This is a genomic window from Tropicibacter oceani (assembly GCF_029958925.1).
In the GTDB taxonomy this organism is placed as follows: Bacteria; Pseudomonadota; Alphaproteobacteria; order Rhodobacterales; family Rhodobacteraceae; genus Pacificoceanicola; species Pacificoceanicola oceani.
This window is the reverse complement of sequence record NZ_CP124616.1, coordinates 2,343,612-2,355,769: the sequence shown is the minus strand read 5'-3', so window position 1 is coordinate 2,355,769 and position 12,158 is coordinate 2,343,612. Positions and strand designations below refer to the sequence as shown.

The window sequence follows — 12,158 nt, the reverse complement described above, 5'->3', positions numbered from 1 at the left end:
GGGGGCATGGTGCTGCGATCATGTTCTTGGCCTCCCCCCATTCTGGCCCTGCGACGGGCCGATGATCCCGACCAGCCCGCCAAAGCGGTTCACCTGGTATTCCCAATAGCGCGCGGCCGTGCCGCAGCGGATGACCAGCCAGACCGCCTCTCCCGGGCGGCCAAGGCAATCCCAGTTCTCGACCCCGGCGCCCTCTTGCGCCGCGAAACGGGCGGCATAGGCGGCAATCGCCTCGGACTCAGTCAGGTTGGCCGCGATCCAGCCCAACCGAAACGCCATGAGCGCGCCCAGAAGGACGACCAGCGCAACCGGCAGGAACCACAGCCAGCGCGGCATTGCCTAGCGCATCGCCGCCATCAGTTCGCGCCCGACCAGCATCCGGCGGATTTCGCTGGTGCCTGCACCGATCTCCATCAGCTTGGCATCGCGGAAGATCCGCGCCACCGGCGCATCGGCCAGAAAGCCCGCCCCGCCCATGGCCTGCACCGCCTGGTGGGCAACGACCATCGCCTCCTCCGAGGCATAAAGACAGCAGGCGGCGGCGTCCTGACGCGTCACCTGCCCGCGATCACAGGCCCGGGCGACCTCGTAGACATAGGCGCGGGCGCTGTTCATCTTGGTGTACATGTCGGCGATCTTGCCCTGCATCAGCTGGAAATCCCCGATCGACTGCCCGAACTGCTTGCGTTCGACCATGTAGGGCATGATTTCATCCAGACAGGCCGCCATGATCCCGGTACCGATGCCCGCCAGCACGACGCGTTCATAATCAAGCCCCGACATCAGCACGCGCACGCCGCGCCCCTCTTCGCCCAGCACGTTTTCAAAGGGCACTTCGACATCGTCAAAGATCAGCTCGGCGGTGTTGCTGCCGCGCATCCCCAGCTTGTCGAAATGCTTCGAGGTGCTGAACCCCTTCATCGACTTTTCGACGATGAAGGCAGTGATGCCCTTGGACCCGGCCTCTGGGTCGGTCTTGGCATAAACCACCAGAGTGTCGGCGTCAGGTCCGTTGGTGATCCAGTATTTGTTGCCGTTCAGCGTGTAATAGCCGTTCTTCTTCTCGGCCCGCAGCTTCATGCTGACCACGTCCGAACCGGCCCCCGGCTCGCTCATCGCCAGGGCGCCGACATGGGTGCCCGCGATCAGCCCCGGCAGGTACTTGTGCTTTTGCGCTTCGGTGCCGTTCAGCTTGATCTGGTTGACGCACAGGTTGGAATGCGCGCCATAGGACAGCGACACCGATGCGCTGGCCCGGGCGATTTCCTCGACCGCGATGACATGCGCCAGATAGGACATGCCCGCGCCGCCGTATTCTTCGGGGGTGGTGATGCCCAAAAGGCCCAGATCGCCCATCTCGCGCCACAGCTCATTGGGGAATTCATTGGTCTGGTCCACTTGGGCGGCGATCGGTTTGACCCGCTCCTGCGCCCATTTGTGCACCATTTCCTGCAGGGCGCTCACATCCTCGCCCAGATCGAATTTCATGCTGGCCAGAAACATGCCTGAGCGCCTCCCCGCGCTTATTGAACACGCGTTCATTTAAGCGGGTTCCGCGAGTCGGGTCAAGTCAGAGCCGCGAAATCGCGCGATCAATGCGCCCGGCCCGCGCCGCCACGTGGCCTGACGGGTCACGCGGCCTGGAAAACCGCGCCCAGCTCGTCCCGCAGAATGCTGGCGATCAACGCGCAATCCTCCAGCGAAAAGGTCAAAGGCAGGCGCATGTCGATCAACCCGCGCAGGATTCGGTCGCTTTGCGGCATCGGCTGGCTGGGGGCATAGCGCCAGCTGTCATAGCGGCTGGTAAAGCCCACCGGCTCGGCGCCGCCGAACCACTTCAGCTCGACCCCGCGGGCGGCGCAGCGGCGCAGCGCCTCTTGCACCTTGTCAGCCGGCCAATCGAGCAGCAGGAACTGGATCGACGATCCGACAAATCGCGCACGCGCATCGCGGTCGATCACCGTCACGCCGGGCGTGCCGCGAACCCCCTGTTCGACCACCCCATAGCGGTCGTTCCACCGCACCACCTGCTGCGGCAACGCCGCCAGTTGCGGCCGCAAGATCGCCGCGCGCAGGTTGTCCATGCGGCCCGACACGTTGGGCGTGTCATATTTGACCGCCTCAAAGACGTCAGCCCCCGGCGCGGCCAGATGCCGTTCGTACAGCATGTAAGACCCCGACAACATCACCGCGCGGGCGGCGATCTCATCGTCATCGGTCACCAGGAACCCGCCCTCGCCCGAATTGATGTGCTTGTAGGTCTGGGTGGAATAACAGCCCACCGCGCCAAACCGCCCCGAAGCCTTGCCGTTCCACGTCGCCCCCATGGTATGGGCGCAATCCTCGATCACCGTGATCCCGGCGGCGTCGCAGATCGCCATCAGCCGGTCCATGTCGCACAAATGACCGCGCATGTGGCTCAGCATCAGCACCCGCGCCTGATCCGCCTTGGCTTCCAGATCATCCAGGTCGATCACCAGCCCCTCGGTCACGCCGACAAAGACCGGCACAGCCCCCACCGCGGCAATCGCCCCCGGCACCGGTGCCAGGGTAAAGGCATTGGTCAGCACCCGGTCGCCCGGCTTTACCCCAACCGCCCGCAAGGCGCATCCCAGCGCATAGCCCCCCGAGGCCACCGCCAGCGCGTATTTCGCCCCGGTAAAATCCGCGAACTCCTGTTCCAGCAGCGCGGTCTGCGCCACCTCGCCGGGGGCGGTGTTGTAGCGGTGCAGGCGGCCGTGGCGCAGCACCGCCATGGCGGCCTCGATCCCCTCCTCGGGGATCGGCTCCTGCTGGGTGAAATTCCCTGTAAAACGCGTGCTCATGGCCATTTCATGCGGGTTTCACGCGCGCGGGTCAATCCACATCCGCGACAGCCCCGCGTCGCCTTCGCACCGCCAACCCGGCCCCGGCCCGATGGCCAGGCGCCGCCCCGCCGCTTCCAATTGCTGCAAATATCCCCGCCGGAGGCTCCTGCCCGCGCGCCCGCGCACCGTCAGCCGATCAGGCGCGCAACCTCGCCGCCCAACTCGTCGAAATGCTCGATCACCCCTTCGGGGCGCAGATCGCGCACGGCCTGCCCGCCCGGCGCAAAGGTCACCAGAATCGCGGGCACCCCGGCCGCCGCGGCGGTATTGCGGTCGGTGTCGCTGTCCCCGACGATCAAGGACGCCTCGCGCCGCCCGCCGCAGCGATCCACCGCCGCCCAATAGGGCGCCACGTCCGGCTTGCGCGTCGGCAGCGTATCCGCCCCGATCATCGACCCGAACAGCCCGCGCACCCCAAGACTTTGCAACAAGGCCTCGGCCAGCCGCTCGGGTTTGTTGGTGCAAACCCCGACCGCATAGCCGCCCGCGCGCAGCGCCTCGACAGCCTCGATTGCGCCGGGGTACAGCCGTGTGTGCACATCCAAAGCCGCGCCATAGGCGTCCAGCAACTCGGGATACCATCGGTCCAGCAGATCGTCGCTCAGCTGTCCGGCCCGCGTCAGTCCGGCGGTCAGCATTGCCCGCCCGCCGCGCAGCGCGATGCCGGCATCGCGCGCCGGATCCAGCCGCACGTCCTGTCCCATCGCCTCAAAGCAATGGTTGGCGGCGGCAATCAGATCGCCGCTGGTATCTGCAAGCGTTCCGTCCAGATCGAAAATCACGCAGCGCATCGGCCGCCCTCCTGCTAAATATGGGGGCGCACCCCTGTCACATGCCGAAATCAAGCGTGAGCAATGCCCGCTTGCCCCCCGGCCATAACCGGATAAAACGGGGCCGACAGAAAAACAAACGGGAAAGAGGCCATGAGCACAGCCCTCATCATTCTGGCGGCGGGCAAAGGCACGCGTATGGAATCGGACCTGCCCAAGGTTCTGCACAAGATTGCCCATGCGCCGATGCTCTGGCACGCCATGCGCGCCGGGCGTTCGCTGGAACCCGACGCCTGCGTCGTCGTCGCCGGTCACCAGGCCGATATGGTTCAGGCCTCGGCGCTGGATTATGACCCCGCCGCGCAGGTGGTGATCCAGTCCGAACAGCTGGGCACCGCCCATGCCGTGGCCCAGGCGCAGCCCGCGCTGCAGGGCTTTGGCGGCGATGCCATCGTGCTTTACGGCGACACGCCTTTTATCAGCGAGGATACCCTTGCCGCGATGCTTGAGGCCCGCAAGCAACACGATGTCGTCGTGCTGGGCTTCGATGCCGCCGATCCGGGCCGCTACGGCCGCCTGATCACCAATGGCGATGCGCTGGAACGGATCGTCGAATTCAAGGATGCGACAGATCAGGAACGCGCCGTAACCCTTTGCAATTCCGGCGTTGTCGCCGCCAAGGCCGAGATCCTGTTCGACCTGATCGCCGCCGTCGGCAATGACAATGCCAGCGGCGAATATTACCTGACCGACATCATCGAGATTGCCCGCGCGCGCGGGCTGTCCGCCAGCGTCGTGCGCTGCGACGAGGCCGAAACCCTGGGCGTCAATTCGCGCGCCGAACTGGCCGCCGCCGAGGCGCTGTTCCAGACCCGCCGCCGCGCCGAGATGCTGGCCGAGGGCGTCGCCCTGCAGGCCCCCGACACCGTCTACCTGGCCTGGGACACCTACATCGGCCGCGACGCCGAGATCGAACCCAACGTCATCTTCGGCCCCGGCGTCACCGTCGAAAGCGGCGCGCGCATCCGGGCGTTTTCGCATCTTGAGGGCGCGCATGTGTCGCGCGGCGCCATCGTCGGGCCCTTTGCCCGCCTGCGCCCGGGCGCCGAGCTGTCCGAGGACGTGCACGTCGGCAACTTTGTCGAGGTCAAGAACACCGTGATGCACCAGGGGGCCAAGGCGAACCACCTGACCTATCTGGGTGATGCTGAAATCGGCGCGCGCAGCAACATCGGCGCGGGCACGATCACCTGCAATTACGATGGAGTCTTCAAGCACAAGACCACCATCGGACAGGATGCCTTTATCGGGTCGGACAGCATGCTGGTGGCGCCCGTCACCATCGGCGACGGCGCGATGACGGCCAGCGGATCGACCATTACGTCGGACGTGCCCGCAGGGGCGCTGGCCGTGGCCCGCGCACGGCAAGAGGTCAAACCCGGCCTTGCAACGAAATTGTTCAATATGTTGAAGGCCAAGAAGGCCAAACAGATTAAGGAAGCCGAATAATGTGCGGTATTGTAGGGATACTTGGAATTCACGAAGTGGCGCCCAGCCTTGTCGAGGCGCTGCGCAGACTGGAATATCGCGGCTATGACAGCGCCGGAATCGCGACCATCAACAACGGTCATCTTGACAGACGCCGCGCGGTTGGCAAGCTGGTAAACCTGTCCGATCTGCTGGTGCACAACGCCCTGCCCGGCAAGTCTGGCATCGGCCATACCCGCTGGGCGACGCATGGCGCCCCGTCCGAGGCAAACGCCCACCCGCATCAGGCCGGCCCGGTCGCCGTGGTGCACAACGGCATAATCGAGAATTACAAGGAATTGCGCGCCGAACTGGCCGAGGCCGGGTATCAGCCGCAGACCGAAACCGACACCGAAACCGTGGCGCTGCTGGCCCAGCACCTGATGTCCCAGGGCAAATCCCCGACCGAGGCCGCGATGCAGACCGTCGACCGGCTGGAAGGCGCCTTTGCCCTGGCCTTCCTGTTCGACGGCGAAGAGGATCTGATGATCGCCGCGCGCAAGGGCTCGCCGCTGGCCATCGGCCATGGGGATGGGGAAATGTTCGTCGGCTCGGACGCCATCGCGCTGGCGCCGCTGACCGACCAGATCACCTATCTCGAAGAAGGCGACCGTGCGGTTCTGACCCGCGCCGGGGTGGAGATCACCGACGAGGCCGGCCGCCTGGTCAACCGCGAGGTCAAGACCATCCAGATGGACGCCGCCCGCGTCGACAAGGCCGGCTACAAACACTTCATGGCCAAGGAAATCGCCGAACAGCCCAGCGTGCTGTCGGGCGCTCTGTCCGCCTATCTGACCGAAACCGGCATCGCCCTGCCCGAACCGGGGCTGGACTTTGACAAGATCGAGCGGCTGGTCATGGTCGCCTGCGGCACCGCCTTTTATGCCTGCCTGACCGCGAAATACTGGTTCGAACGGCTGGCGGGCATCCCGGTTGAGGTCGATATCGCATCGGAATTCCGCTATCGCGAACCGCCGATTACCCCGGGCACCGTGGCGCTGTTCGTCAGCCAATCGGGCGAAACCGCCGACACCCTGGCGGCGCTGCGCTATTGCCAGGGCAAGGCCGACAAGATCGTGTCGGTGATCAACGTCGAAACCTCCTCGATCGCGCGGGAAAGCGACCTGGCCCTGCCGATCCATGCTGGCGCCGAGATTGGCGTCGCCTCAACCAAGGCCTTTACCTGCCAGTTGAACGCTCTGCTGCTGCTGGCGCTGAAAGCAGCGCAGTCGCGCGGCCGCATAGACGATGACGGCCTGCACGAATTCATGGAGGCGCTGCGCGCCTTGCCCGGCGTCTTCAACATCGCGCTGGACCGCGACGAGGTGATCGCCAAGGCCGCCCGCCAGATCGCCGAAGCGCGTGACGTGCTGTTCCTGGGCCGCGGGCTGATGTACCCCCTGGCGCTGGAAGGCGCATTGAAACTGAAGGAAATCAGTTACATCCACGCAGAAGCTTATGCATCGGGCGAACTGAAGCACGGGCCGATCGCGCTGATCGACAAGAACGTGCCGGTGGTGGTTCTGGCACCGCGGGATTCGCTGTTCGACAAGACCGTGTCGAACATGCAGGAGGTCATGGCGCGTGGCGGCAAGGTCTGCCTGATCACCGACGCCGCCGGGGCCAAGGCCGCCGGAGAGGACGTCTGGCAGACGATCGTCATGCCCGAAGTACGCGAAGAACTGACGCCGCTGCTCTATGCCCTGCCCGCGCAGTTGCTGGCCTATCACGCGGCCATCGCCAAGGGCACGGACGTGGACCAGCCGCGCAACCTGGCCAAATCGGTGACGGTGGAGTGAGCTTTGACGGTTGCGATGGGGGCGCTGCCCCCGTCGCTGGCGCGACTCCCCCGGGATATTTTTGGCACAAAGAAACGGGGACCTGATGGATCTTGATGACGCGCTGAGCGCCCTACGGGCTAAGGCCGATCCCGAGCGCGCCGAAGGCAACGCGGCCTATCACAAGGCGCCGCGCGTCTATCTGGGCGCCCCCAATCCGGCGATCAACGATCTGACGCAGCAATGGCGGCAGGCGCTGAGCCTGGAGGCGCGCGTGGCCCTGGCCGACGCGCTGTGGCGCAGCGACATCCACGAGGCACGCATCGCGGCGGCCAAGCTGCTGACCCAGGCGCGGATCAAGGACGATGGCGCGGTCTGGGCTTTGATCGCGTCCTGGGTGCCGCAGTTCGATGCCTGGGCGATTGCCGATCACGTCTGTTCCGCCGGGGCGCGGAGGCTGGTGGCCGATCCGGCGCGGCTGGACGAGGTCGAGGCATGGACCCGGGCGGACCATATGTGGACCAGGCGCGCGGCGTTGGTGATCACCCTGCCCTGGACCAAGCAGAACTTCCCGTCCGAGCAGGACCTGGCCATTCGCGACCGGGTGCTGGGCTGGGCGGCGGGCTATGTCAGCGACCCCGAGTGGTTCATCCAGAAGGCCGTGGCCTGGTGGATACGCGATCTGTCGAAACACGACGAAGGGCGCGCCCGCGCCTTTCTGGAGGCGCATTGCGCGCAGATGAAGAGCTTTGCCCGGCGCGAGGCTGGTAAATTCCTTCAGCCGCCGGCGTAGACTTCGATGGTGGGCAGATCGGTCAGAGGCGCCTCGATCAGGCGCATCGCGGCCAGGGAAATCCGGCTGCCGGCGGTGGCAGGGCCGTCGATCGGGATCAGATCGACCTGTGCCGATTTGCCCGATCCAGGGTAAAGGATTCGCCCTTTTGTGGCCGCGCTGACCAGCGGCGTTTCCAGCCAGAAGCCCGGCTTGGACACGTCCCCCAGCGAAGCGACGGTTTCGCCCAGCTTGCGTTCGCCCACCGGTTCGGGGGCGGCGGCGGCCTGTTGCCGTTCTTCGGCGGTGGTGGTGTCGAAATCCTCGACTGTGCGGGCATTGGCGGGCGGTTTTGGCGCGGCGCTCAGGGTTTCGGGGCGCGATTGCGGGCGCGGCTGGTCGTCCGACACCGCGACGGGCGGGGTTTGCGACACGGGCTTGGCGGCAAAGATGCCGTTGCCGCAGGCCGACAGGCCAAAGGCCATGAACGTGATGAGTGCTGCTTTCATACCGTGAACCCTACGACCTTGGTCGCCCCTGTACAAATTGATCGCCACACTTGCTCATATATCCGCCGAGGACTAGGTTCAATTCCATGACAGCACCTTTGATAGATCCCTTCCAGCGCCCGATCTCGTATCTGCGCGTCTCGGTCACCGACCGCTGCGATTTTCGCTGCGTCTATTGCATGTCCGAGAACATGACCTTTTTGCCCAAGAAAGAACTGCTGACGCTGGAGGAGTTGGACCGCATGTGTTCGACCTTTGTCGGCCTCGGGGTGGAAAAACTGCGGATCACGGGCGGTGAGCCGCTGGTGCGGCGCGATATCCTGACCTTCTTCCGCGCCATGACGCGGCACCTGGACTCGGGCGCGTTACAAGAGTTGACGCTGACGACCAACGGATCGCAGCTGGAACGCTTTGCCGGGGACCTGTTCGATGCGGGCGTGCGCCGGGTGAACGTATCGATGGACACGCTGGACGAGGCGAAATTCGCCGACATCACGCGCTGGGGGCGGTTGCCGCAGGTTCTCAAAGGGATCGACGCGGCGCAGAATGCCGGTCTGCGGATCAAGATCAATGCGGTGGCGCTGAAAGGCTTCAACGAGGACGAGCTTCTGAGCATGACCGAATGGTGCGCCGACCGGGACATGGACCTGACCTGGATCGAGGTCATGCCGATGGGCGACATCGGCAACGAGGCGCGCCTGGACCAGTACTGGAAGCTGTCCGACCTGCGCGCGCGGCTGGCCGAGCACTATACGCTGACCGATCTGCCTGACCGCACGGGCGGGCCTGCGCGCTATGTGCGGCTGGAGGAAACCGGGCAGAAGATCGGCTTTATCACGCCGCTGACCCATAATTTCTGCGAAAGCTGCAACCGCGTGCGCCTGACCTGCACCGGGGAATTGTTCATGTGCCTTGGCCAGGAGGACATGGCCGACCTGCGCGGAGCGCTGCGCAACCATCCGGGCGACAACGCGGTGCTGGAAGAGGCCATTCGTGCCGCCATCGCATTGAAACCCAAGGGCCACGATTTCGACTATTCGCGTCAGAGCGTGGATGGCCGGGTGTCCCGCCACATGAGCCATACCGGCGGCTGACAGGGTTGGCCAAGGGGCGCTTACGCCCCGAGCGTCGATTTTCCACGGCCAAGGCTGGGGGCTGTCTGCCCCCAGACCCCCGAGGATATTTGTGGCAATTGGAAACGCGATATTAACGTTAATGCCCTTTAGTGGACGTGCGGTACAGGCGGGGACGCCGATGACCGTGCAAGTGGAAGCCAAGTGCTTCGGACAGCCTGCCTGGAACTTTGTGTCCGCAGGCTGTCCTTTCCCGCCCCCCTTGTTTCCAATTGCCAAAAATATCCCCGCCGGAGGCACAACGGGCCGCAGGACCGTTCCTTGGGGCGCGGATCACTCTGGTCGACTGATCTGCCCGCCGCCGACCGGAGCCGCGACTCCGGTGGTGCCGGGGGCCGAGGTCGGAAGGCCCCGCGCCACGCGCACCGCCAGAAAGGCAAAGGCCTGCGCTTCGAGCATGTCGCCATCAAGGCCGACGGTTTCGATGGCTTCGACCGGGCAATCCAGGCTAGCGGCCAGCATACGCATCATCACGGGGTTGTGCCGCCCGCCGCCGGTGACCAGCACACGGGATGGCGGCGATGGGCAATGCTCCATCCCCTGCATCACCGCCGTGGCCGCCATGGCTGTCATCGTGGCGGCGGCATCGGCATCGCCCAGTTCTCGCACCAGATCCAGCATCAGGGAAAAATCGTCCCGATCCAGCGACTTGGGCGGCATCTTGCGAAAGAACGCCTCTTCGAGGAACAGCTCGAGCGCGCCTTCCTCGACGCGGCCCTTGCGGGCAAGGGCGCCGTCGCGATCGCAATCCAGCCCCAGCCGCTGCGCCACCAGATCGTTCAGCGGAGCATTGGCCGGGCCGGTGTCAAAGGCCAGCAGCGCCCCATCGTCCTGCGGGCGCGCCTTGGTCGGGTCGACCCAGGTCAGGTTGCCCACGCCGCCAAGGTTCAGAAAGGCCAGCGGTGCATCGGCGCCGATCCATTTGGCGCAGGCAAAGTGGTAGAAGGGCGCCAGAGGTGCGCCCTGCCCGCCAAGCGCCACGTCGGCGCTGCGAAAATCCCAGACCACCGGCAGGCCAAGCGCCTCGGCCAGGGCCGCGCCGTCGCCCATCTGATGGGTGCCGCGTCCGGCCGGGTCATGCGCCAGCGTCTGCCCGTGAAACCCGACAATCTGCGCGCCCTCAAAGCCCGACAGAACATCAAGGTGCGCGCGCTGGCAGACCTCGGGCGCATCGCCCAGATCGTCGCCCTGCCAGCACCCCAGCGCCGCGCGCAGGGCCGCGCGTTCGGCCTCGGAATAGGGGCGGTAGTCGGACGGGCCGAATTCGAAAATCTCTTCGCCGTTGGTGCGGATCATCGCCGCATCGACCCCGTCCAGCGAGGTTCCCGACATTGCCCCAAGCGCCCAGATCGGCTCTGCTCCCAACTTGCTCTTCACCTTCGCCCTCGTGCCTTCTATAGGTGCCTTCACTTGCGTATACAGAGGTGAGCCTATGACCTACCATCCCAAATCGGACTTCATGCGCGTCATGATGGAACGCGGCTTTCTGGCCGATTGCACCGATTATCAGGCGTTGGACGACGCCCTGGTGCAGGGTGTGGTCCCGGCTTATATCGGCTTTGACGCGACGGCCAAGTCCCTGCACGTGGGCAGCCTGATCCAGATCATGATGCTGCGCTGGCTGCAAAAGACCGGTCACCAGCCGATCACGCTGATGGGCGGCGGCACCACCAAGGTGGGCGATCCCAGCTTTCGCGCCGAGGAGCGCCCGCTGCTGACGCCCGATCAAATCGACGACAACATCGCCGGGATCAAGCAGGTCTTTGCCAAGTACCTTGATTACGACCGGGCCGACACGCCCGCCCTGATGCTGAACAATGCCGAATGGCTGGACGGGCTGAACTACCTTGATTTCCTGCGCGACATCGGGCGGCATTTTTCCGTCAACCGGATGCTGTCGTTTGAATCGGTGAAATCCCGGCTGGACCGCGAACAATCGCTGAGCTTTCTCGAATTCAACTACATGATCCTGCAAGCCTATGATTTCCTTGAGCTGAACCGCCGTTATGGCTGTCTTCTGCAGATGGGCGGCAGCGATCAGTGGGGCAATATCGTCAACGGGATCGACCTGACCCGCCGGGTGCTGGATCACGAGATCTATGGGTTGACCTCGCCCTTGCTGACCACCTCGGACGGCAAGAAGATGGGCAAGTCGCTGAACGGCGCGGTCTGGCTGAACGCCGACATGTGCGCGCCCTACGAGTTCTGGCAATTCTGGCGCAACACCACCGATGCCGATGTGGGCCGCTTTCTCAAGCTTTATACCGAGCTGCCGTTGGAAGACTGCGAGCGCCTTGGCGCGCTGCAAGGGTCCGACATCAACGAGGCCAAGATCGTTCTGGCCAACGAGGTCACGACCCTGTGCCACGGCGCCGAGGCGGCGGCCGCGGCCGAGGCGACCGCGCGCGAGGTCTTTGAAAAGGGCGGCGTCGGGGACGATCTGCCGACCCTGTCGCTGAGCGCCGAGGAAATCGGCGATGGCATCTCCATCGTGCAGCTTCTGGTGCGCTCGGGTCTGGCCAAATCCGGCAAGGACGCCAAGCGGCTGATCGCCGAACAAGGCGCGCGACTGGATGACGAACTGCTGGGCGACGCCGGGCTGGTGCTGGACGCGGCCGCGCTTGCCGAACCGATCAAGCTGAGCGCCGGCAAAAAGCGTCACGCCCTGGTCAAGCTGGGCTGAACCAACAAGGCGCGCGGCCCCCGGGTTGCGCGCCTGCGGCTAGACCACAAGATCCAGCAGCGCGAGGACCGCAAAGGGCAGTGACAGGACCAGCGCCAGCAACAGCGCGGCGCCCGTGG

Annotated in this window: 11 protein-coding genes; 5 read left to right on the top strand and 6 right to left on the bottom strand. The window is 65.1% G+C overall.

Annotation, left to right across the window (positions count from 1 at the left end; translation table 11 throughout):
* Positions 1-18: 18 nt before the first annotated feature.
* From QF118_RS11375 to QF118_RS11360, 4 genes are all read right to left on the bottom strand, one after another.
* Positions 19-336 carry a hypothetical protein gene (locus tag QF118_RS11375; protein WP_282299179.1) on the bottom strand — a complete coding sequence of 106 codons (318 nt, stop codon included), beginning with the start codon at positions 334-336 and terminating at the stop codon, positions 19-21.
* A 3-nt stretch (positions 337-339) separates the two neighbouring features.
* On the bottom strand, positions 340-1,503 hold the full coding sequence (locus QF118_RS11370; RefSeq protein WP_282299178.1) for an isovaleryl-CoA dehydrogenase: 1,164 nt from the start codon (positions 1,501-1,503) through the stop codon (positions 340-342).
* A gap of 128 nt (positions 1,504-1,631) precedes the next feature.
* Entirely contained in the window at positions 1,632-2,825 is a 1,194-nt protein-coding gene (locus QF118_RS11365) for a DegT/DnrJ/EryC1/StrS family aminotransferase (RefSeq protein ID WP_282299177.1), read from the bottom strand.
* Between the two features lie 170 nt (positions 2,826-2,995).
* Positions 2,996-3,658: an HAD-IA family hydrolase gene (locus tag QF118_RS11360; protein WP_282299176.1), complete on the bottom strand. Its 663-nt coding sequence runs from the start codon at positions 3,656-3,658 to the stop codon at positions 2,996-2,998.
* A gap of 132 nt (positions 3,659-3,790) precedes the next feature.
* On the opposite strand from QF118_RS11360, the gene glmU reads away from it, so the two are divergent.
* The 3 genes from glmU (at position 3,791) to QF118_RS11345 (ending at position 7,735) form a co-directional block, all read left to right on the top strand.
* Entirely contained in the window at positions 3,791-5,146 is a 1,356-nt protein-coding gene (gene glmU / locus QF118_RS11355; protein WP_282299175.1) for a bifunctional UDP-N-acetylglucosamine diphosphorylase/glucosamine-1-phosphate N-acetyltransferase GlmU, read from the top strand.
* Positions 5,146-6,963: a glutamine--fructose-6-phosphate transaminase (isomerizing) gene (gene glmS, locus QF118_RS11350; RefSeq protein ID WP_282299174.1), complete on the top strand. Its 1,818-nt coding sequence runs from the start codon at positions 5,146-5,148 to the stop codon at positions 6,961-6,963. Before glmU ends, glmS begins: the two co-directional genes overlap by 1 nt.
* Positions 6,964-7,048: 85 nt before the next feature.
* Entirely contained in the window at positions 7,049-7,735 is a 687-nt protein-coding gene (locus QF118_RS11345; RefSeq protein ID WP_282299173.1) for a DNA alkylation repair protein, read from the top strand.
* On the opposite strand, the gene QF118_RS11340 is transcribed toward QF118_RS11345, so the two are convergent.
* Positions 7,720-8,223 (bottom strand): hypothetical protein, encoded by a 504-nt coding sequence (locus QF118_RS11340; RefSeq protein ID WP_282299172.1) that lies wholly within the window; start codon positions 8,221-8,223, stop codon positions 7,720-7,722. The two genes, QF118_RS11345 and QF118_RS11340, sit on opposite strands and share 16 nt — an antisense overlap.
* Before the next feature lie 86 nt (positions 8,224-8,309).
* Here QF118_RS11340 and moaA point away from each other — a divergent pair, with 86 nt between their 5' ends.
* On the top strand, positions 8,310-9,317 hold the full coding sequence (gene moaA / locus QF118_RS11335) for a GTP 3',8-cyclase MoaA (RefSeq protein ID WP_282299171.1): 1,008 nt from the start codon (positions 8,310-8,312) through the stop codon (positions 9,315-9,317).
* Between the two features lie 312 nt (positions 9,318-9,629).
* Here the strand turns inward: moaA and QF118_RS11330 are convergent, their stop codons facing one another.
* Positions 9,630-10,688 (bottom strand): anhydro-N-acetylmuramic acid kinase, encoded by a 1,059-nt coding sequence (locus QF118_RS11330; protein WP_282302465.1) that lies wholly within the window; start codon positions 10,686-10,688, stop codon positions 9,630-9,632.
* 100 nt (positions 10,689-10,788) lie between these two features.
* Between QF118_RS11330 and tyrS the strand changes: the two genes are divergently transcribed.
* The gene (gene tyrS, locus QF118_RS11325; protein WP_282299170.1) at positions 10,789-12,039 is read left to right on the top strand and encodes a tyrosine--tRNA ligase; all 1,251 of its coding nucleotides are present in this window, start codon (positions 10,789-10,791) and stop codon (positions 12,037-12,039) included.
* The last annotated feature ends 119 nt before the right edge of the window (positions 12,040-12,158 follow it).